18 protein-coding genes are annotated in these 21200 nt (G+C 71.8%); 9 read left to right on the top strand and 9 right to left on the bottom strand.

Going from position 1 to position 21200, the window contains the following annotated elements:
• Window position 1: 1 nt before the first annotated feature.
• On the top strand, window positions 2-1150 hold the full coding sequence (locus tag ABEA43_RS31755) for a thiolase domain-containing protein (protein WP_345567585.1): 1149 nt from the start codon (window positions 2-4) through the stop codon (window positions 1148-1150).
• A complete protein-coding gene (locus ABEA43_RS31750; protein WP_345567583.1) occupies window positions 1150-2736 on the top strand; it encodes an acyl-CoA synthetase in 1587 nt (528 codons plus the stop codon). Before ABEA43_RS31755 ends, ABEA43_RS31750 begins: the two co-directional genes overlap by 1 nt.
• 74 nt (window positions 2737-2810) lie before the next feature.
• On the opposite strand, the gene ABEA43_RS31745 is transcribed toward ABEA43_RS31750, so the two are convergent.
• The 3 genes from ABEA43_RS31745 to ABEA43_RS31735 form a co-directional block, all read right to left on the bottom strand.
• Window positions 2811-9740, bottom strand: a complete 6930-nt coding sequence (locus ABEA43_RS31745; protein ID WP_345567582.1) for a hypothetical protein — start codon at window positions 9738-9740, stop codon at window positions 2811-2813.
• A 171-nt stretch (window positions 9741-9911) separates the two neighbouring features.
• Entirely contained in the window at window positions 9912-10538 is a 627-nt protein-coding gene (locus tag ABEA43_RS31740; protein WP_345567580.1) for a LysE family translocator, read from the bottom strand.
• A gap of 104 nt (window positions 10539-10642) precedes the next feature.
• Entirely contained in the window at window positions 10643-11509 is an 867-nt protein-coding gene (locus ABEA43_RS31735; protein WP_345567578.1) for a LysR family transcriptional regulator, read from the bottom strand.
• Window positions 11510-11625: 116 nt separating this feature from the next.
• Between ABEA43_RS31735 and ABEA43_RS31730 the strand changes: the two genes are divergently transcribed.
• Entirely contained in the window at window positions 11626-12150 is a 525-nt protein-coding gene (locus ABEA43_RS31730) for a cysteine dioxygenase family protein (RefSeq protein WP_345567576.1), read from the top strand.
• Between the two features lie 61 nt (window positions 12151-12211).
• Here ABEA43_RS31730 and ABEA43_RS31725 read toward each other — a convergent pair whose 3' ends face one another.
• Complete coding sequence (locus ABEA43_RS31725; RefSeq protein ID WP_345567575.1) at window positions 12212-12862, bottom strand: alpha/beta fold hydrolase; 651 nt, start codon at window positions 12860-12862, stop codon at window positions 12212-12214.
• A gap of 213 nt (window positions 12863-13075) precedes the next feature.
• Between ABEA43_RS31725 and ABEA43_RS31720 the strand changes: the two genes are divergently transcribed.
• From ABEA43_RS31720 to ABEA43_RS31710, 3 genes are all read left to right on the top strand, one after another.
• On the top strand, window positions 13076-13579 hold the full coding sequence (locus tag ABEA43_RS31720; protein WP_345567573.1) for a pyridoxamine 5'-phosphate oxidase family protein: 504 nt from the start codon (window positions 13076-13078) through the stop codon (window positions 13577-13579).
• Between the two features lie 65 nt (window positions 13580-13644).
• Complete coding sequence (locus ABEA43_RS31715) at window positions 13645-14232, top strand: winged helix-turn-helix domain-containing protein (protein ID WP_345567572.1); 588 nt, start codon at window positions 13645-13647, stop codon at window positions 14230-14232.
• Between the two features lie 9 nt (window positions 14233-14241).
• On the top strand, window positions 14242-14427 hold the full coding sequence (locus ABEA43_RS31710) for a hypothetical protein (RefSeq protein WP_345567571.1): 186 nt from the start codon (window positions 14242-14244) through the stop codon (window positions 14425-14427).
• Here ABEA43_RS31710 and ABEA43_RS31705 read toward each other — a convergent pair.
• Window positions 14424-14828: an ester cyclase gene (locus tag ABEA43_RS31705; RefSeq protein WP_345567570.1), complete on the bottom strand. Its 405-nt coding sequence runs from the start codon at window positions 14826-14828 to the stop codon at window positions 14424-14426. The two genes, ABEA43_RS31710 and ABEA43_RS31705, sit on opposite strands and share 4 nt — an antisense overlap.
• Before the next feature lie 90 nt (window positions 14829-14918).
• Here ABEA43_RS31705 and ABEA43_RS31700 point away from each other — a divergent pair, with 90 nt between their 5' ends.
• Complete coding sequence (locus ABEA43_RS31700; RefSeq protein WP_345567568.1) at window positions 14919-15455, top strand: TetR/AcrR family transcriptional regulator; 537 nt, start codon at window positions 14919-14921, stop codon at window positions 15453-15455.
• Between the two features lie 6 nt (window positions 15456-15461).
• Here the strand turns inward: ABEA43_RS31700 and ABEA43_RS31695 are convergent, their stop codons facing one another.
• Window positions 15462-16016: an RNA polymerase sigma factor gene (locus tag ABEA43_RS31695; RefSeq protein WP_345567566.1), complete on the bottom strand. Its 555-nt coding sequence runs from the start codon at window positions 16014-16016 to the stop codon at window positions 15462-15464.
• Between the two features lie 223 nt (window positions 16017-16239).
• Window positions 16240-17595 carry a dipeptidase gene (locus ABEA43_RS31690; RefSeq protein ID WP_345567565.1) on the bottom strand — a complete coding sequence of 452 codons (1356 nt, stop codon included), beginning with the start codon at window positions 17593-17595 and terminating at the stop codon, window positions 16240-16242.
• 241 nt (window positions 17596-17836) lie between these two features.
• Here ABEA43_RS31690 and ABEA43_RS31685 point away from each other — a divergent pair, with 241 nt between their 5' ends.
• Together ABEA43_RS31685 and ald are read left to right on the top strand one after the other, a co-directional pair.
• Complete coding sequence (locus ABEA43_RS31685; protein WP_345567563.1) at window positions 17837-19219, top strand: aspartate aminotransferase family protein; 1383 nt, start codon at window positions 17837-17839, stop codon at window positions 19217-19219.
• Between the two features lie 97 nt (window positions 19220-19316).
• A complete protein-coding gene (gene ald / locus ABEA43_RS31680) occupies window positions 19317-20426 on the top strand; it encodes an alanine dehydrogenase (RefSeq protein WP_345567561.1) in 1110 nt (369 codons plus the stop codon).
• Here the strand turns inward: ald and ABEA43_RS31675 are convergent.
• On the bottom strand, window positions 20423-20884 hold the full coding sequence (locus ABEA43_RS31675) for a VOC family protein (RefSeq protein ID WP_345567559.1): 462 nt from the start codon (window positions 20882-20884) through the stop codon (window positions 20423-20425). The genes ald and ABEA43_RS31675 overlap by 4 nt on opposite strands.
• Complete coding sequence (locus tag ABEA43_RS31670; RefSeq protein WP_345567558.1) at window positions 20881-21198, bottom strand: PadR family transcriptional regulator; 318 nt, start codon at window positions 21196-21198, stop codon at window positions 20881-20883. The genes ABEA43_RS31675 and ABEA43_RS31670 overlap by 4 nt, the downstream gene beginning before the upstream one ends.
• Between the last annotated feature and the right edge of the window lie 2 nt (window positions 21199-21200).

The raw sequence follows: 21200 nt of genomic DNA, 5'->3' as shown, positions 1-21200 counted from the left end.
GATGGGCAACCGGTGTGCGGTCATCGGCGTCGGGCAGACGCACTACACGACCAAGCGCAGGGACGTGTCGATCGCCGGGCTCGTCCGCGAGGCGGCGCTGCGGGCGCTGGAGGACGCGGGGCTCACGTTCAAGGACATCGACGCCGTGGTCGTCGGCAAGGCGCCCGACCTGTTCGAGGGCGTGATGATGCCGGAGGCGTACCTGGCCGACGCGCTCGGGGCGGCCGGCAAGCCGATGATGCGGGTGCACACGGCGGGCAGCGTCGGCGGCTCCACGGCGCTGGTCGGGGCCAGCCTCATCCAGGGCGGCGTGCACGAGCGCGTGCTGGTCGTGGCGTTCGAGAAGCAGTCGGAGTCCAACGCCACCTGGGCGCTGTCCACGCACCTGCCGTTCAGCGCGTCGCTGGTGGTGGGCGCGGGCGGCTACTTCGCGCCGCACATCCGCGAGTACATGCGCAGGTCGGGCGCGCCAGGACACATCGGCTCGCTGGTGGCGGTCAAGGACCGGCGCAACGCGCTGAAGAACCCGTACGCGCACCTCAAGATCCCCGGCATCGACCAGCGGATGGTCGAGTCCACGCCGATGCTGTGGGAGCCGATCCGCTACCTGGAGACCTGCCCGTCCAGCGACGGCGCGTGCGCGATCGTCCTGTCGTCGGAGTCCGCGGTCACCGGGACCCCGGCCTGGGTGCACGGGACGGCGATGCGCTCCGAGCCGATCTTCCGCGCCGGGCGCGACGCGGTCAGCCCGCTGGCGGGCAAGGACTGCGCGGCCGACGTCTACCGCCAGGCCGGGATCGCCGACCCGCGGCGGCAGATCGACGTGGCCGAGGTGTACGTGCCGTTCTCCTGGTACGAGCCGATGTGGCTGGAGAACCTGGGGTTCGCGGCGGAAGGCGAGGGATGGAAGCTCACCGAGTCCGGCGCCACGGCGCTCGACGGTGACATCCCGTGGAACCCCTCGGGCGGGGTGCTGTCCAGCAACCCGATCGGGGCCTCAGGTCTGATCAGGTTCGCCGAGGCCGCGCTGCAGGTGCGCGGGATGGCCGGCGAGCACCAGGTGGACGGCGCCCGTACGGCGCTCGGCCACGCCTATGGCGGGGGAGCACAGTTCTTCGCGATGTGGATCGTCGGACGGGAGAAGCTCTGATGGAGTTCAACCACGCTGACTTGTTCGAAGGGCTCGCGGACACGATCGGAGACAGGACGGCCATGGTGTGCGGCGCCGAGCGCCGTACCTACGCCGAGCTGGAGGCCGAGTCGAACCGGCTCGCCCACTACCTCATGGACCTCGGCGTGCAGCCGGGACAGCACGTCGGGCTGCACCTCTACAACGGCGTCGAATACGTCGCCGGCCTCCTCGCCGCGCTGAAGATCAGAGCGGTGCCGATCAACGTCAACTACCGCTACGTCGAGGCCGAGCTGCTCTACCTGTACCAGGACTCCGACATTCGGGCGCTGCTCTACGACGTCGAGTTCGACGCACGGGTGGCCGCCGTCGCGCACCAGGCGCCGCTGCTGGACCACCTCGTCTCGGTGGGCGGGCCGTCGTCGATCGCGTCGGCGGTGCCGTACGAGACGGCTCTCGAACGGGGCAAGCCCGAACGCGGCTTCCCGCCGCGCTCGGGGCAGGACGTGTACATCATCTACACCGGCGGCACCACCGGCATGCCGAAGGGCGCGATGTGGCACGTCGAGGACCTGTTCATGGGCTTCGGCGGCGGCAACCCCTACGGCGCCCCGCGCACCACCCCGCAGGAGGTCGTCGACGAGGCGATCAAGGCCGGTCCCATGGTCATGATGGCCGCGCCGCCGCTGATGCACGGCGCGGCGCAGATGGCCACGTTCATCGCCTGGTGGATGGGCGCGACCATCGTGTACGTGCGCAAGTTCGACGCCGCGGAGGTGTGGCGGACGGTCGAGCGCGAACACGTGTTCACCATGAACATCACCGGCGACGCCATGGCCAGGCCCCTGGCCGAGGCGCTGCAGGGCGGCGGCTACGACGTCTCCTCCCTTCTGGTGGTCAGCTCGACCGGCGCGATCCTGTCCGGCGCGGTCCGCGACCGCCTCCAGGAGCTGCTGCCCAACGTGATGATCCTGGACAACTTCGGCTCCACCGAGTCCGGCTACACCGCCTCGGGCGTGGCCGGGTCCTCGCCGGAGAAGGGCCTGCGCTACCAGCCGAACTCCGTGGTCAACCTGGCCGTGCTGGACGAGCAGGGCCGGCCCGTCGAGCCTGGCTCCGGCCAGATGGGGACGATGGCGAGGACCGGGCGAGTGGCGTTCGGCTACTACAACGATCCCGAGAAGACCGCCCGCACGTTCGTCACCGACGCCGACGGCACCCGCTGGCTGCTGACCGGCGACCTGGCGACCGTGGACGCCGACGGGACCGTGAACGTGTTCGGCAGGGGCTCGCAGTGCATCAACACCGGCGGGGAGAAGGTGTTCCCCGAAGAGGTCGAAGCGGTGCTCAAAGGGCATCCGTCGGTGTTCGACGCGGTGGTGACCGGGGTGCCCGACGAACGGTGGGGCAACCGGGTGGCGGCCGTGGTGGAGCCGCGCGAGGGCGTCGAGGTGACGGCCGCTGAGCTGGACGAGCACTGCAGGACGCTGCTGTCGGGGTACAAGGTGCCTCGTTCGTACGCGTTCGTGGCGGAAATGGTGCGCTCGCCCGCGGGCAAGGCGGACTACCGCTGGGCCCGCGAAACGGTGCAGGCGAACGACTCCTAGCCTTTCCCGCGCCGTAGCTTTCCCGCGCTGCACGCCCCCGCTGCTCGCCCCCGCTGCTCGCCCCCGCTGCTCGCTCAGCGGGGCGTGAGGCGCCTGAGCTCGTCCTCGACGGCCTTCCGCTCCTCGTGCACGCCGGCCTTCTCCAGCAGCCGCAGCCGGCGGTGCAGCACGTCACGGAGCAGCGCGCCCAGCTCTTCGCCCTGGTCCGTGCCCTCGTCGGCGGGCGTCTTCGTGGCGGCCAGGTCGCGCAGCAGCCCGGCGGAGACCCGCAGCGCGGCGTCGGCGGCGTCGTCCCTGCCCAGCTCCTGCTGGCAGAAGCCGAGCCGGGCGTGCGCCACGGCCCTGGACAGCTCGTCCCGCGTCACCTGCGTGCCGCGATGGAAGACGAGCCCGGCCTCCAGCGCGCGGCCCGCCTCCATGAGCGCGTCGCCCAGCATGAGCATCGCCCTGGACAGCAGCCCGCCGAGCAGCGGATCCCCGTCCGGGGCGAACCGCTCCAGCGCCGCCACCGCCTCCCGCAGCGGCTGGACGGCCTCGGCCGCCAGGTCCCGCATCCTGAGCGCGGCGGCCAGCGTGAGGCAGGCGCCGGCCCGGCTGGTGTGCAGGGCGTGCGCGTTCATGCCCGTGGTCAGCAGCTCGTCGTAGATCGCGATGGCCTCCCGCGCCCTGGCCTCGGCCTCCGTGCCGCCGTCCAGCCGCAGCAGGGGCAGCAGCTCGGAGCTCTGCGCCAGCGAGTCGGCCAGGATCGCCCGGTACGTGAGATCGCCCGGCGACCGCCTGGCCACCGGGATCAGGCCCTCCACCAGCGCGTTCGCTTCGGCCAGCGCGCCCAGCATCATGTGGCACCTGGCCAGCCGCTGGGTGGCCAGCGCGTGCTTGAGCGTGTCCAGCGGATGCCCGGACGCGGCGATTCGCGCGTACTCGGCGGCCTCGGCCGGCCGACCGGCCGCCAGGAGGTCGTCGGCGATCACCGCGGCGGTCTCGGCCGCGGCCGGCGGATCGGGCAGCCGGGTGAACAGGCCGAACGCCTCCACGAGGTGCGCCATCGCCTCCTGCTTCCTGCCGAACGCCCGCAGCACCCGCCCGCGCACCTGGATCGCCTGGGCACGTACGTGCGGCAGCTCCGGTCCGGTCTCCTCGGCCCGGTCGAGCTCGGCCAGCGACCAGGTGATCGCCTCAAGGGCGGCCTGCGGGCGGTCCAGCATGGCCAGGCTGGAGCCGAGCCGGGCGTAGGTGACCGCGGCGACGGCGGGGTCGTCGAGCTCGTCGCACAGGTCGGCGGCGCGCTCGCAGTGCGCCAGGGCTTCGACGGGGCGGCCGTGTTCGAGCAGCTTGACGGCGTACCGGTTGAGGGTGTCGGCCAGCAGCCCGCCGTCGGCCTCTTCCCTGCCGAGCAGGTCGACGGCCCGCTCCAGCACGGCCAGCTCGTCGCCGGCCCGGTCCGGCGACGCGGGGCCGCCGTGGCTCGCGTGGCTCGCGTGGCTCGCGTGGCTTTCGTGACCGAAACGGGCGAGCGCGGCCAGGGCCTGGCCGAGGGCGCGCCGGTGGGAGCCGGCGACGGCGGCGAGCCCTTCGTACACCCGCACGGCCAGCTCGGCGGCCAGGATCGCGCTCTCCCCATCGCCCGCACGCTCCGCGGCGTCGGCGAACCGCGCCAGGCACCGGCCGTACTCGTCGTGCACCTCGGGATTCCCGCTCGCCGCCACCTCACGCTCCAGCGCCTGCGCGAACCCGCCGAGCGACGGGAGCAGCAGCCGTCCGGCCCCTTCGGCGCCCGCGAGCTCGCTGAGGAAGCCGGAAAGCTCCTGGACGAGGACGTGGAGCACGTCCGGCCCGGGCAGCGGCCGCAGATCGAGGATCCGCGCGTGCAGGCCGATGCCGGCCGCGGGCCCCTCCTCCGCCACCCGCATCCGGGCCAGCCGGATCAACGCCAGCAGATGGACGTCGACGAGATCGGGCGGCGCGGACCCGTGCCGCATGAGCAAAGCGGTCCCCTCGGCCAGCTTCGCCGCGGCCGCGTCCCTGGCCGCGTCTCTGGCTGCGTCCCTGTCGCGCGGCCTGTCGCTATCGCGTGGCCTGTCGCCGTCGTGCGGCTCATCCCTGCCGTGCGGCTCGTCGCTGTCGTCCGGCCCGGCACCGTCGTCCGGCTCGTCACCGTCGTCCGGCCCGGCACCGTCGTGTGGGTCGTCGCCGTTGTGCAGCTGGTCGTCCCGGTCGGACAGCTCGGCCAGGCACAGGCCGCTGAGCTCCAGGCAGGTGGCGAAGAGCAACTCGTCGCGACCGCCCGGCTCGGCCGGCAGGAGGTCGAGCGCCTCGGTGACCGCCTGGAGCGCGCCCTCCACGTTCTGCCTGGTGAAGCGGATCCCGGCCTGGAGCCGCAACGCTCCGGCGAGCGCCCGCGGCGCCTCGAACCGCTCTCCCACAAGCCCCGCGTACAGCTCGACCAGCCGACCGGCGGCCGACTCCGCTTCGGACGCGCGGCCGGCGCGGGACAGCGCGACGGTCTCCAGGATCCGCAGCTCGGCCAGCTCCGTGCGGAACGCGAGGTTCGTACCGATCTGCGGCTCGTAGGACTCGATGGCGGTGAGCAGGTGCGGCAGGGCCTCCTGGTCGCGGCCGAGCGCCACGAGCGTCCGCCCGAGCGCCGCCGCCACCATCCCCACGGCGATCGGATGCAACCGCTCCGGTACGGAGTGCCGCTGGAGCAGCTCGGCGGCCTGCGTCGCGAGCACGAACCCGTCCCCGGCCCGCCCCGCGTCCGCCCAGGCGCGGGCCAGCACGGTCTGGGCGGAGAGGTAGGCGTGGACCTCCTCGGGCCCGGGCGTGCCCGCGCTCTCGACCGCATTCCTGCGCTCGGCCAGCAACCGCTCGGCCCTGTCGACGGCCTGCTCCGGCCGATCGGCGACCAGCGCCAGCAACCAAGGCCGCTCATGACGCCGCTCGCCGACGAGAGCTGTCAGCCGAGGTAGCTCATGGCGGTGCTCGCCGACCGGAGCCGCCGGCTCAGGCTGCTCATGGGGACGCTCCCCGACCGGAGTCGGCAGCCAAGGCCGCTCATGGCGGCGCTCGCCGACCAGAGCCGCCAGCGCCGGTTGCCCGGTGGCCGGTTCTAGCTGGTCATGTGCGCGTTCTGCGACCTGTGCCGCCCGCAGCCGTCCCAGGCCGGCCCGGACCTCGGACCGATGGCGCAGGTAGGTGCCGTCCGCCGCGTCCAGCACGTCGTACAGCTCGGCGGCGAGTTCGAGCTGAGCCACGCCGTCGGCGGTCCTGCCGAGCTCGGTCAGGCACAGGCCGAGCAGCCGTCTGGCCCTGGCCTGCGTCGCCGTGTCGTCCTCCGCCGTCACGCACCCGGCCTCCTGGAGCGGATCGAGCGCCTCCTCCGGCCGGTCGTCGATCAGCAGCAGCTCGCCCAGATGGAGCAACTGCCCGGCCAGCTCGTGGCGGTGCTCGTCGGGCTCCAGGGCGACGAGGGCACGCAGGTTCCGTACGGCCTCGGCGGCGGCTCGTACGGCGGCGTCCAGATCGTCCAGCCGGTCGTGCAACCTGGCCAGCAGGGCGGCGGCCTCGGCCAGCATGAGCCGCAGCCCGGGCTCCTCGCCGGCCAGGCCGCGCAGGCGTACGACGGCTTCGGTGGCGGGGACGAGGGCGTCGCGCGGCCGGTCGTGGGCGTCCAGCCAGGCGGCGAGCAGGTGCAGGCGATGGGCCACGTCGCGGTTCGTGGCGGCCGCGGCCCTGACGGCGGTGGCGACGGCGACGGCCAGACAGGCGGCCAGCTCGGGCAACGCGGCCGCGTCCGACTCCTCGAACGGCGCCAGCGGCTCCGGCCCCTGCCCAACTCCCACTTCGACCAGCCCAGACGTCCCAGACCCGGCGCCCCGAGTAGTCCTGCCGGCTACGTCCCTCGGCACACCCGGGTTCGCCCCGACCCCACCCGCCAGCGCGCCGGCGCCCTGACCTGCGGTGCCTCCACCTGCGGTGCCTCCCGGCGCACCGATACCGCCCTCGGGACGGACTGTCCTGGCCTCCGGCAGGCCGCCCGCTCGGACGGCCGTCGCCGGAACAACGGGCGCCTGGGCGGTGGCCGCTGGGGCAACGCCGGGGTCTCCCGATCGCTCGCCGCCAGGGTCTCCCGATCGCGTCTCCGGTCGCCTGTCGCCGGGGCGTCCCGATGGTGCCCCCAGAAGCCCCGCCGCACCCTCCGCCCGCTCTCCCGCCAGGCGTTCGTCCGGGCGGTCCGGCGGCGTCAGCAGGCGTGGAGTCGTCCGTCCGGAAGGCGCCGGCGGGCGTTCGTGCGTGCGGCCGAGAGGCGTCGGCGGGCGTTCGTAGGCGCGTCCGGGAGGTGTCGGCGGGCGTTCGTACGGGCGGCCGGGAAGTATCGGCGGGAACTCGTGCGCACCGGACGCGGTGGTGACGGCGGCGGGCAGCACCGACAGTACGCCCGCAAGATCCGCCGCGAACGCCGCGTCACCGCCCGCCGCCTCGAACGCGTCGATCGCCTCGCTCAGCCGCCCGACCTCCAGCAGCGCGCACGCCAGGTTGTGGTGGGCCTGCGCCGCCGGCCCCACGTACCTCGGGTCGTCCTCGGCCAGGATGCGATACCGGGTCGCCGCCTCCTGTGCCGTCTTGAGCGCGCTGCCCGGCTCACTCGTCAGCAGCAGGCAGGCCGCGAGGTTGAACAGCGCCTCCGCCTGCCCGGCCGCCTCCCCGTACGGGGGAGCCGCGGCGAAGATCTCCACCGATTCGGCAGCCGCGACGATGGCCTCGCCCAACCGGCCCACGGAGGCAAGCCGGCCCGACAGCAGGGACAGCGCCCCCGCCAGCGCGTTCCGCTCACCCCTTGCCCGCCGGTGACGTACGGCCAGCTCGCCGAGCGTCACCCCGAGGGCGCGCAACCCCAGCGACGTGTCCCGCAGCGGCAGGGCGTCCGCGGCAGACCCCGCCGCGTCCCCGAGCCCACCGGGGAACAACCCCAGCGCGGCGTCGAGCACGTCGCCGAGCCGCGTCCCGGGCGCCGACGCCGCCTCCGCGACCAGGCTGCCGATCCTGGCCGAGATCAGTGAGCGCAGCGCCGACCGGACCGGTTCCCTGTTCGCGGACAGCCGCAGGACGTCGAGCATCCGTACGAGATGCCGCACCGTGCGGCCTTCGTCGTCGTGCACGGCGAGTACGAGGGCGTCCAGCCCCTCCGTCTCGGCCAAAAGCTGCTCGGCCACGACGTCAGGACCGAGCGGGGACAGTCGCGCACCGCCGGGGAAGACCCGGCTCAGCCAGCTGCCCATGTGCGAGGCCCGGCCGCGGAGCCCGGCCTCGCTCATCGCACGAACCCGGAGCCCCGGTACGGCCGTCAGCAGGCCGGGCAGCTCCGCCGGCGTCGGCTCGGTCAGCGTGAGCACCGCGACGGCCTGCCGCACGGTCACGTCGTCCACCCGGTCGTACCCCGACGGCCAGACCCGCGCCCACTGATCGCACTCACGCGTCAGGAAGCGCCCGAGCAGCCCCCAGCCGGTTTCGCGCGACGTGCCCAGCCCGCTGCCCGGTCTGTTGCTGGGTCCGTTGCCCGGCCCGTTGCCCGGTCCGTTGCCCGTGTTGGGCCGGTGCGTTTCCTCCGGCTCCACGTCCTCGCCGCCGTCGCGCAGCCGCATCAGGGCGGCCAGATGGACGTGCAGCGGAAGGCCGTGATCCGGGTCGTCGAGACGGGGCAGATCCGGCAACGCGGCCCTGCTGGGCGCGAACGCCTTCATGGCCGCCCGCGCGTGCTCGGTGCGTTCCGCCAGGGTGAGCGGATGGCCGTTGAGCTGGATGGTGGTGGTCGTGAGCCGTCTCAGCCACCCGCCCGCCGCCGTGTCGAGCCGCCGCCGCCACTCCGCCTCGGCGGGCTCGCGGGTCACCAGCAGGAGCCGTGCGCGGGGGTTGCGCCCGTGCTTGGCCAGCCGCCGTACCAGCTCGCCCACCAGCGGCGACGACGGCTCGGGGTGGTCGATGACGAGCAGCGCGGGGCGTAGGGCGTTCAGGGCGGTGGCCTGCTCGGCCAGCGGGCCGCAGGCGGCATCCAGCGGGAGGAATCCGGCGTCCCACCCCGATTCCGCCAGCTCCGCGCACAGCTCGCCGGCCAACCGGGTCTTGCCTGTGCCGCTGCGGCCGGTCAGGACGGCGATCGACAGCGCGGCGGGCTCGGCGGCCCAGGCGCGCAGCTCCGCCAGCTCGTCCTCCCGCCCCAGGTAAGGCACCACCGCGTGCCGTGCCATCAGCAGCATCCAGTCCGGGGAGTCCTGCGGCAGCGGGGCGCGAGCCGGCGTCAGCAGGCTGGAGAGGGTCACCGCGGGCTCGCCCTCCGCCACGGTTTCGAGCTGCCCGGGCGCCACGCCCGTCAGCTCGCGGAACCGTTCGTCGCTCAGCAGCGCCGTCACGGGGACTGCGTCGAGGCGGCGCTGGATGTATCCGGCGGGACCGGCCGCGATCACGCCGATGAGCTGCCCGGCGGGCTCGGCGAGCAGGACGGCGCCCGACATGCCGTGCCAGAGGGAGGCGGGCACCGACTCGGGCTCCGGGCTGAGCACGCTGACCGCCAGCGCCTTCGACACCGCGCCCGTGGGGGCGTCCACGAGACCGGACAACGTCTCCGCCGCCCTGAACCCGGCCCGCTGCCGCGCCTGCGGAAAACCCCTGGCCACGCAGCGCAGCCGGTAGCCGGAACGGTCGGCGGCGACGCGGGCCCAGCGGACGTGTTCGATGCCGGGCAGGTCGCTCCACGGCGAATCGGCCACCCGCAGCAGGACCGCGCCCGATCCGCCGCGCCCGCGCCACACCTGCTCGGCCGCGACCCAGCGGGCCGACCACGGCGGGCGTACGTGACACGGCGTGTCAGGATCGACCACGCTGCCAGAGGTCAGCACGAGATCGGCACCGATCACGTAACCCGACCCGGTCATGCCGACGAGGTCGTCATGACCCGAGTAGACCTCGACGACCCGTTCGAGCCCGAGGCGTTGTGGTGGCGTGTCCATGGGGTCCGCCTATGCGCTACGTCCGGACGTGCCGTCTCCCGCGATCAGCTTGTGATCTCACTATCGCACTATGGCTCGGAAATTTCGCGGCTTGTCGGGCCATCTTGAAAGGGCGATATATCAAGAGTCATCAAATTCCCGATATATGCCGTCGGGGACCGCGCGACAGGGTCAGGTCTTCTCGGCGGTGAGCCAGGCGGCCAGCCCGAGGTACACCACGCCGCTGCCGACATCGAGCCGCCGGCGGATGCGGGCGGACCTGCGCACCCGCCCGGCGAGCGCGGAGGCGAGCATCGCGTACGTGCCGTCCGTCGACATCCCGAGCGCCATCCACAGCAGCCCGAGCACCAGGATCTGCGGCCCGACCGGTCCCGCCGCCGGGTTCGTGAACTGCGGCAGGAACGCCAGGAAGAAGATGGCGGTCTTCGGGTTGAGCACGTTCACCACGAAGCCCTCCCAGAACAGCCGGCGCTTCGACTGCACGCGCAGCTCGATCGCCTCCTCGGCCTCCTCGCGCCGGATGAGCTTACGCAGGCCGAGCCAGATCAGGTAGGCCACGCCCACGTACTTGACCACGGTGAACGCCGTGGCCGAAGCCGCCAGCAGCGCACTGATGCCCAGCGCGGCGGCGGCCACGTGGACCAGCGAGCCCGCGTGCACGCCGAGCACCGAGATCAGGCCCGCGGCGCGGCCTTGCGAGACGCTTCTTGTGACGATGTAGAGGACCGCGGGTCCGGGAACCAGCAGCAGGCCCAAGGTGACCGCGCAGAAAATGGCAAGTGCGGAAATGTCCGGCATGGGGCAATCGTAAAGGCCACGTCAAAGGCTTTCTCGGCAGGGTGAAGGCTCTCCCGCAGGCGAACACGAGGCCCCCCTAGCACGCGCGGAGGTCCGGCGGGCGGTTAGCCGGGCAGGCTCTGGCGCAAGGACTGGAGCAGGGCTTCCGTGGCCGGCGGGTGCGGGGGCTCGCCGTAGACGGCGGCGTACACGTGCCTGCTCGACCCCGGCACCTCCGCCACCTCCACCTCCGGGTTGCGATGCGCGCTGAGCGCGAGCCCCGGCAGCATGGTCAGCCCCAGCCCCGCCGCCACCAGCGCCTGCACCGCCACGATGTCGTCACTGGTGAACGAGATCCGCGGCTCGAACCCCGCCTTCTCGCAGAGGTCCAGCAAATGGCTGCGGCACCGGTCGCACCCCGCGATCCACCACGATTCCGCATGGTCGGCGAGCTCGCCCGCCGGGCCGCTGGACACCAGGTAGCTGGGGTCGTCGAAGAGGTGGATCAGGTGCAGGCCGCCGTCCTCGGGGGCGGTGTCGTCGTACCTGAAGATCACCGCGACGTCCACCCGCCCAGCCCGCAGCAGCCTGAGCGCCTCCGGCGGCTCGGTCTCCGTCAGATGCAGGCGCAGGTCCGGGTGCTCGCCGGACAGAACGCGGGCCGCCTTCGGGATGAACGTGCCCAGCGCGGAAGGGAAGCCCGCCAGGCGTACGCGGCCGGAGCGCAGGCCCACGTGGGCGGCGAGCTCCTCGGCCGTGGCGTCGAGCCGGCCGAGGATGTCCGCGGCCCGCTCGGCCAGCAGCCGGCCCGCCTCCGTCAGCCTGATGCCGCGCCCGGCGCGCTGGATGAGCCGGGCGCCGGTCTCCGCCTCCAGCCGGGCCAGATGGTGGCTGACCGAGGGCTGGGAGTAGTGCAGCTCCTTGGCGGCCGCGGTCAGCGAGCCCTTGCGGGCCACCGCGACGAGGACCCGCAGGCGTGCGACGTCGAGCATTCATCAATCATATCTATGGATATGCCAGAAGACTTCAGTTGGACCTATCGGTCAGGACATAGGACCGTAGAAGGGGAAGGCAGGTTATCCATTTTCCCTAGGGGGATAGCATGAATATGGCCACCATTACCGCCGTCAGGCCGGGGCTGGATGCGCTCGTGTCCGGCGTTTCCGGCATCGTCGCTCAGCGTCAAGGAGGCCACGAGACCGCGCATGCCGTCGCCGACCTGATCCGCGACCGGCTGCCCGGCCCCGATCTCCTGACCCCGCAGGAACGTGCGGGCGCGCCCGACCACTACGTGTCGTACGTGCTGCACGCGCAGGAGGAGTTCTCGATCGTCGGGGTCGTGTGGCGCCCCGGTCAGTACACGGTGATCCACGACCACGTGTCCTGGTGCACGTTCGGGATCCTCAGCGGGATCGAGCACGAGACCCTCTACCGGGACATGGGCGACCACCTGGTCGAGATCGGGCAGACCGCCAACCGGCCGGGCGAGGTCAGCGGGTTCGCGCCGCCCGGGGACATCCACATGGTGCGCAACACCAGCGCGGAGGTCGGGGTGTCGGTGCACGTCTACGGCGCCGACGTCAGCCGCCTGGGCAGCAGCGTCCGCCGCGCCTACGACCTCCCGGTGAGGTGACCGCCGGCGGCCTGGCCGGTTCGCCTGCGGCGGCGAACGGCTCACCGACGCTCCGGCCGGTCTACGGCCTGACGGGCAGGTAGCCTTCCAGCCGGTCGGCCAGCTCCTTCGGCCGGGCGAGCATGGGTGCGTGGCTGCCGTCGATCTCGTCGGGCGTGATGCCGAGCCGATCGCGTACGACCCGCCGCATGAAGTCAGGCGTGAAGAAGCGGTCGTCCCTGCACAGCAGGAACCTCGTCGGCACGTCCGGCCACCCGTCCAGCGGCCAGGGCTCGGCCGTCGACTTGTCCGCGTGCGACCGGCCGCGCGTCATCGACTCCGCCGCCAGCTCCGCCGGCACGTCGTGCAGGAACAGGCCGATGGGATCGTCCATGTCCTTGTGGTCGAAGCCCGTGTCGCGCCACCAGTCGGCAGGCCGCTCGCCCGGCGCCGGGATCATGGCCGTCACCATCACGAGGAGGTCGGCCGGCCGGCGCGCGCAGACCAGCGGGCCGACGAAGCCGCCCCACGAATGAGCCACCACGACCAGGTCGCGGCGGTCCCCGACGGCCTCGATCACCGTGTCGGCGTAGTCGAGCAGGCCGGCCGACTCGTCCTCGACCGGCAGGTCCACCGCGACCGTGTCATGCCCCCTGCCGCGTAGCTCGGGCTCCAGCAGGTGCCAATCCCAGGCGGAGCCCCCTCCGCCGTGAATCAGCGCGAACGTCGCCATCTCCGCACCTCCCCCGGCGCGTCCAGCACGCGCCCGCTCGACCAGCAGCCTGACATCTCCCTACGACAGTTCTCCGCTGCCGGCGCCCCAAAGCTCGCTGGACTGGGACGGCGTGCGCGTGGAAGGTGGCAGGGAGGTGGTGCCGAGTCCGGCGATGAATTCCGGACGCCGGGGGAGTCTGCCCATGCGTACGGCCGTACCGAAGGAGTGATCATGGAACCGACCACGGAGCTGGACGCCCGGTTCAGCGCGGAGAACGCCACCCCGACCCCCTGGGCACAGGCCCGCGACCAGCTCGAACGAGCGGAGACGTACTGGCTGAGCACCGTACGCCCCGACGGCCGCCCGCACGTCACGACGCTGCTGGCCATCTGGCGGAACGACGCGATCTACTTCTGCACCGGAGCGGAGGAGCAGAAGGGCAGAAACCTCGCTGCCAACCGCAACGTCGCGCTCACCACCGGCGCCAGCTCGTTCAGTGAGGGCCTGGACCTGGTGGTGGAAGGGGTGGCCGAGCGGATCACGGATCCCGGCCACCTCAAGCGCCTCGCCTCGGCCTGGGAGGCCAAGTACGGCGCGGAGTGGCATTTCGAGGTCGGCGACGGCGCATTCGTGAACTCGGCGGGCGGGGAGGCGCTGGTGTTCGAGGTGGCGCCCGCCAAGGTGCTGGGCTTCCGCAAGGGCGACTACAGCCAGACCCGCTGGCGCTTCCAGTAGAGACAGGAAAGGAAATTTGTGCAAACTATATTGCGCAAATTTCCTTTCGCATTTAGAGTCCTGGTATGGCCGCTGAGAAGACCCATCGCGTCACGGACATGGACACGCTCAAGGCGCTGGGTCACCCGCTGCGCATCAAGCTCTACCGCGCCCTGTTCGTGGCGGGCACGGCCACCGCCTCGCAGCTCGCCGACCAGGTGGGCGAGGCCGTCTCGCTGGTCAGCTACCACCTGCGCAAGCTCGCCTCGCACGGCATCATCGAGGAGGCGCGGGCCGGTCGCGGCGACGCCAGGGAGCGATGGTGGCAGCCGACGGCGACCACCATCAGCACCCGGGACGAAGACTGGCGCGACGAGCCCGAGCGCGCCGCCGTGCACACCGCCGTGTCGCGCATCTACGCCGGCCAGCGCACCGAGATGTACGACGCCTACCTCGACGCCAAGGAGTCCTGGGACGAAGACTGGCGCGACTCGGCCTTCGCCTCGGAATACCTGCTGGCGCTCACGTCCGACGAGCTCAGGCAGCTCGGCGCGGAGCTCAACGAGGTCATCTCGAAGTGGCGGTCGCACGGCAGGTCGGCCCGCGAAACAGGCGACACGCAGGGGCGCGAGAACGTCGCCGTGCACGCGTACGGCTTCCCTTTCCGCACCTGAGGAGGACTGATGTATCCGGAGTTATTCCTGTACGTCGAGAACGTGCGAGCCCGCGAGCTGCGGGCCGAGGCGGAGCGTCACCGGCGGGCCGGGCCGTCCTCGGTCGTCCGCACCTGGGAGACGCGCCTGGGCTGGGCCCTGGTGGAGACCGGCCTGCGGCTTGTCTACCGCACCGCCCGCACCACCGCGAACTAGTCGAGACCGAGCTGGTGGCGCATGGCCACGGCGTCGCGGATGGCCCAGTGCTCGACGATCCGGCCGTCCCGTACGCGGATCATGTCCATGCCGCGCACCTCGTACCGGCGGCCTGAGGCCGTGTGGGTGCCCCGGCTGAGGTAGATGTTCGATGACAAGTCATCGTTCGAGAGGTTCTGCTCCACCGTCACGGACACGTCGTGGAAGCCCGTCTCGCCGGAGAACGCCTGCTCCCACTTCGACCGCCAGGCTCCCAGGCCGTGGTGGTCGCCGTCGGTGCCGCCCCGGTGATCGATCACGTCGGGGTCGATGAGAGCGAGCGCCTCGTCCATGTGGCCGCTGGCCAGGACCTCGGGGTAGAGCTCGAGTATCCGCCGATGCACGTCGAGCGCCGTACGCATGGCGCCTCCTTCTGCCGCTAAGTGGGGAACTCCCCGTTTCTGTGTTGCGGTTACACTAACCGGGGAGTTCCCCACTTAGCAAGGAGACCTATGGGATCGCGTCCTCGCCGGGCGGATGCGCAGCGCAACTACGACCTGTTGCTGGCCGCGGCCGCGCGGGTGTTCGCCGAGCGCGGCGCCGACGCGCCCCTCGACGACGTCGCCCGCCGGGCCGGGGTCGGGAACGCCACCATGTACCGACATTTCCCGACTAGGTCGGACTTGCTGGTGGCCGTCTACGCCGACGAGGTCGCCCAGCTCTGCGCGAGCGGCGAGGTCCTGCTGGCCACCGAACCACCCACGGAGGCGCTGCATGAGTGGCTACGGCGGTTCATGGAGCACGTCACCTCCAAGCGCGACCTGGCCACGGCCATCACGAACGACACCCCCGCCGGCGCCCTGCTGGCCGGCTGGCACGAGTCGATGCTCACCACCGCCACGACCCTGCTGGACGCGGCCAAGCGGGCGGGCGCCGTACGCGCCGACCTCGACGTCCGCGACCTGCTGACCCTCGTCATGGGCATCGCCCTGGCCACCGCGGACCAGGCCCACGCCGAACGGCTCCTGTCCCTGATCGCCTGGAACTGACGCGAATCACGGCACGTCGCCCGGCTGGTCCACGATCCCCACGGGGACTCCGAGCGCGACGGCGGCTTCCTCGTACGTGAGCTCCGTCCACGCCACCAGCAGCAGCGTGTCCCGATGCTTCTGGGACAGCCCGGCCAGCGCCTTGGCCAGCCGTCTGCGCGCGCTGCCCGCGGCCACCCGCCGATCGACCTCGTCGGTGAACGGCTCGATCACCGGGTCGGCCCCCGTGCGGCTCAGCGCCTTGTACAGGCCGACCTCACGGCGACGGTGCCGGCCGATGAGGTTGGTGGTGATGCCGTACAGCCAGGAGCGCTCGTCCCCCCGGCCCACGTCGTACGACTCCAGGCTCTGCAGCGCCACCACGAACGTCTCGGCCACGATGTCGTCCGCAGGCTCCACCCCGAGCCGCCGGATGACATAGCGCTTGAGCTCGGGAGCGTGACTGGTGAACAGCGTGGCGAAGCGATCGCGCCCTGTTCCTGCGATCGCCGCGCCGCCGCGTTCGTCCGGTGGCGCGGCCTCGGGCCAGGGTGGCGCGCCCGCCCGGCTCTCGTGTCGCATCTCTTGCCCTCTCGGGTGACTCGGTCATGACACGAGTTAATTGCCACGAACACCCTTCGCGGTTCCATGAATTTTCGCGGCTGCTTCACGCGTCACATGGCGAGGTCTTCGCAAGGGCGAACAGGTTCGAGGAGACCGGGCAGGGCGCAGCGGCCCCGTAGAAAGAAACCGGAAAGAGAAAGCGGGTGGCCGCGGGCGCGAAGGCGCGCCCGCGGCAGGGCTACTACACCCCGAGAGCTGAAGGAAGGCTGAGCTCGCGCAGGAACAGGGCCTCCGTGGTGGCGACCCGGCGCAGCTCCTCCAGGTCCACGCGCTCGTTCGGCGCGTGGATGGCGGCGTCCTCGTCCTCGGCCCCGAACAGCAGGATCTCCGCCGCGGGGAACTGCTTCAGCAGCGTGTTCACCAGCGGGATCGACCCACCGGCCCCCACGTCGCGCGGCGGGCGGCCGAAGGCGCGCTCCATCGCGCGGTTCAGGGCGGTACGGGCCTTGCCGCCCGAGTCCGCCTGGAAGCCGGAGCCCACGGTGAAGTCCCCGAACGACACCTGCGCGCCCCACGGCGCCGCCTGACGCAGGAACTCCACCACGGTGTTCACCGTCGTCTTCGGGTCGCCGGCCGGAGGCACGCGTACGGTGACCCGGGCCCGCGCCGCCGGCTGGACCGCGTTGACCGCGCCCGACACGCTCGGCACGTCCAGGCCGGTCACGGTGATCGCGTACGACGACCACAACCGGTCCGCCAGCGAGCCGGAGCCCACGAGCGACACCCCGTCGACCACGCCCGCCGTCTTCCTGAACTCCTCCTCCGACGGAGGCTGTCCCAGGAACGCGCCGCGGGGCAGCCCGGGGACGCGGATGTCGCCGTTGTCGTCGTGCAGCGCGGTCAGCATGCGCATGAGCGCGGCCAGCGCGTCGGGGGCGGCGCCGCCGAACGAGCCGCTGTGCAGCGCCTCACGCAGCGTGCGGACCTCGATGGTGAAGGCCGCCATGCCGCGCAGCGACGTGGTGACGGCGGGGTCGCCGACGCGCGGGTTGCCGGTGTCGGCCACCACGATGGCGTCCGCGCGCAGCAGATCGGGGTTGCGCTCGACGAACGCCTCCAGACGCTCGCCCGCGTACTCCTCCTGGCCCTCGATGATGACCTTGATGCCCACGGGGAACTGCCCCTGGAAGGCGCGCAGGGCGAGGACGTGCGAGATGACGCCCGACTTGTCGTCGGCGCAGCCCCGCCCGTACAGCTTGCCGTCGATCAGGGTCGGCTCGAACGGCGGCGTACGCCATGCGGCCGGGTCCCCCGCCGGCTGCACGTCGTAGTGCGCGTAGAGCAGGACGGTGGGCGCTCCGGGCGGGGCGGGCGCCTCGCCGTAGATCGCGGGGAAGCTGCCGTCCACCGCGACCTGCTGGACGTGCGGCAGGCCGGCGGAGCGCAGCAGCTCCTCGGTGAGGGCGGCGGCGGCGAACACCGGCTCTTCCGGGTGCCCGGGGAAGGCCACGGAGGGGATGGCGGCGAGCCGCTTCAGCTCCTCCACGGCCTGTGGCATCGCGGCGGCAACAGCGCTCTCTAGCTGGTCAGGAGTCACGGGACGGTCCCCCGGGGGTCGTTCTCTACAGATGTGGACATTTTGCTTTCATTGGATCACAGAAGGTGCACCCTGCGAAAACGGGGATGACCCGCGCGTAAATCTACCTGCGGATTTCGTTGCTGTTACATGTCGGTTCTGCGGATCTCGGTTTTCTTGCAGAGTGCTGCCACCGATTCGCTTGGCAAACCCCAGGTGAACGGGCAGACTGTGATGAGTTCAGACACGAGGGAAGATAACCATGACGCAGCCGGAAAACGACGTCCTCAAGGCCGCGCAGGACAACCTGTGGTTGCACTTCACCAGGCACAGCGCGTACGAGCAGTCCGAGATCCCGACCATCGTGCGCGGTGAGGGGTCCTACGTCTACGACATCCATGGCAAGCGCTACCTCGACGGTCTGGCCGGGCTGTTCGTGGTCCAGGTGGGCCACGGACGCCATGAGCTGGCCGAGGCCGCCGCCAAGCAGGCCCAGGAGCTGGCCTTCTTCCCCCTGTGGTCCTATGCGCACCCGAAGGCGGCGGAGCTGGCCCAGCGTCTGGCCTCCTACACCCCCGGCGAGCTGAACCGCGTCTTCTTCACCACGGGCGGCGGCGAGGCGGTCGAGAGCGCCTGGAAGCTGGCCAAGCAGTACTACAAGCTGGTCGGCAAGCCGCTCAAGCACAAGGTCATCAGCCGCCAGATCGCCTACCACGGCACGCCGCAGGGCGCGCTGTCGATCACCGGCATCCCGGCGTTCAAGGAGATGTTCGAGCCGCTCGTGCCGGGCTCGGTACGCGTCCCGAACACCAACCACTACCGGGCCGAGGAGATCTCCGGCGTCAAGGGCATGACGCCCGAGGAGTACGGGTTCTGGGCCGCCGAGCGCGTGGCCCGCGCGATCGAGATGGAGGGCCCCGACACCGTGGCCGCCGTCTTCGCCGAGCCCGTGCAGAACGCCGGCGGCTGCTTCCCGCCGCCCCCCGGCTACTTCCAGCGCCTGCGCGAGATCTGCGACGAGTACGACGTCCTGCTCGTCTCCGACGAGGTCATCTGCGCCTTCGGCCGGCTCGGCACCATGTTCGGCGGCCAGAAGTTCGACTACGTGCCCGACATCATCACCTGTGCCAAGGGCATGACCAGCGGCTACTCGCCCATCGGCGCGATGATCGCGCACGAGCGGCTGTTCGAGCCGTTCAAGAACGGCGACACCATGTTCGCCCACGGCTACACCTTCGGCGGCCACCCGGTCTCCGCGGCCGTCGCGCTGGCCAACCTCGACATCTTCGAGCGCGAGGACCTGCTCGGCCACGTCACCAGGAACGAGCCGGTGTTCAAGGCGGCGCTCGACGGCCTTCGCGACCTGCCGATCGTCGGCGACGTCCGGGGTTCGGGCTATTTCTGGGGTATCGAGCTGGTCAAGGACAAGGCTACAAAGGAGACATTCAACGCGGAGGAGTCCGAGCGGCTGCTGCGCGGGTTCCTGTCGAAGGCGCTGTTCGACGCCGGCCTCTACTGCCGTGCCGACGACCGCGGCGACCCCGTCATCCAGCTCGCGCCGCCGCTGATCGCGGGCGAGAAGGAGTTCGACGAGATCTCCTCCATCCTCAGGAACGTGCTCACCGAGGCGTGGGCTCGCCTGTAGGGCGATCCGCCGCCGGTGGCGGTCCGCAGGACGCGGCCACCAGAACACCCCTCAATCCGGTACGACGGAGTGCCGGTTCCCGAAAGGATCCACCGCAATGAAGATCGGCGTCCCCGCCGAGGTCAAGAACCACGAATATCGTGTCGCCGCCACGCCGGCGGGCGTTCATGAGCTGGTGCGCAACGGCCATGACGTCACCGTCCAGCGGGGGGCGGGCCTGGGCTCGCACATCACGGATGAGGAGTACCTCGCGGCGGGCGCGAAGATCCTCGACAGCGCCGACGCCGTGTGGGGCGGGGCGGACATGGTGCTCAAGGTCAAGGAGCCGATCGCCGAGGAGTACCACCGGCTGAGGGAGGGGCTGGTGCTGTTCACGTACCTGCACCTGGCCGCCTCCCGGCCGTGCACGGACGCGCTGCTCGCGGCCAGGACGACCGGCATCGCGTACGAGACGGTCCAGGTGGGCCACTCGCTGCCGCTGCTGGCCCCGATGTCCGAGGTCGCCGGGCGGCTGGCGCCGCAGGTGGGCGCGTACAACCTGATGCGCTTCAACGGCGGCCGCGGCGTCCTGCCCGGCGGCGTGCCCGGCGTGGCGCCGGCGAAGGTGGTCGTGATCGGCGGCGGTGTGTCAGGGCTGAACGCCGCGCAGATCGCCGTCGGCATGGGCGCCGACGTGACCGTCCTCGACACGAACGTCGACCGCCTGCGCTTCATCGACGCCATCTACCAGGGCCGGCTCAAGACGCTGGTCTCCACCCGGTACGCGATCGAGCAGGAGGTCCTGGCGGCCGACCTGGTCATCGGCGCCGTGCTGATCCCGGGCGCCAAGGCTCCGACGCTGGTCTCCAACGACCTCGTCTCCCGGATGAAGCCGGGCTCGGTGCTCGTGGACATCGCCATCGACCAGGGCGGCTGCTTCGAGGACTCGCGCCCGACCACGCACGCCGAGCCCACGTACAAGGTGCACGAGTCGATCTTCTACTGCGTGGCGAACATGCCCGGCTCCGTGGCCAACACCTCCACCTACGCCCTGACCAACGCGACCCTCCCGTACGCGGTCAAGCTGGCCAACCTGGGCTGGCGCGAGGCGCTGAAGGCGGACGCCGGGCTCGCGGGCGGGCTCAACACGCACGACGGCCTGCTCACCAACGAGCCGGTCGCGCAGGCGCTCGGGCTGCCGTTCACGCCGGTCGCCGAGCTCGTCTAACCAGTGGCCGGAGGGTACGGCCGCGCCGCCGTGCCCTCCACGATCTCGTCCGGGGTGAGCTGCTCCCTGGCCGTCGTCACCGCCCAGCGGTGCCCGAACGGGTCGCGCAGCACGCCGTACCGCTCGCCCCAGAACATCTCCTGGACCGGCAGCTCCATCTCAGCCCCCGCCGCGACGGCGCGCCCGGCCACCGCGTCCGGGTCGTCCACCTCCAGCAGGATCAGCACCGGGCTGCCGCCCAGCGTCGGCGGCGCCAGCGCGCCCAGGGTGGGCGTCTCCTCGCTCACCAGCAGCCGGCCGGATCCGAGCTGCAGCTCCACGAACAGGATCACCCCGTCGGGCAGCGTGTTGCGGAACACCTCCACCGCCCCGAGCCCCTGACGGTAGAAGGCGACCGCCGCCTCCGCGCCGATCACGAACAGATGCGGGCACAGCCCCTGCGGTCGCAGCGATGTCACGTGATCAGCCCTGCCTCTCTCGCCGCCGTGACCATGCGGGCCAGCAGCGCGGCCTCGTCCCGCGCGGCCTGCTCGCCCAGCGGGGTCAGCTTGTAGTAGCGCCTGCGGGCGTCGTGCGGCGCCGCGGGATCGGCGTCGCCGGACTCCGTGACCAGGCCGTCGGCCACCAGGCGGCTGATCGTCCGGTAGAGCGTGCCGGGGCCGAGCTTGACCGCGCCGCCGCTGGCCTCCTCGACGAACCGCATCACCGCGTAACCGTGCCCTGAGCCGCTGGCCAGCGCGAGAAGCACGTGAAACCCCGCGGCCGTGAGCATGA

Source organism: Nonomuraea rosea (genome assembly GCF_039539705.1).
Classification (GTDB): domain Bacteria; phylum Actinomycetota; class Actinomycetes; order Streptosporangiales; family Streptosporangiaceae; genus Nonomuraea; species Nonomuraea rosea.
This window is presented reverse-complemented; position numbering and strand designations above follow the sequence as displayed.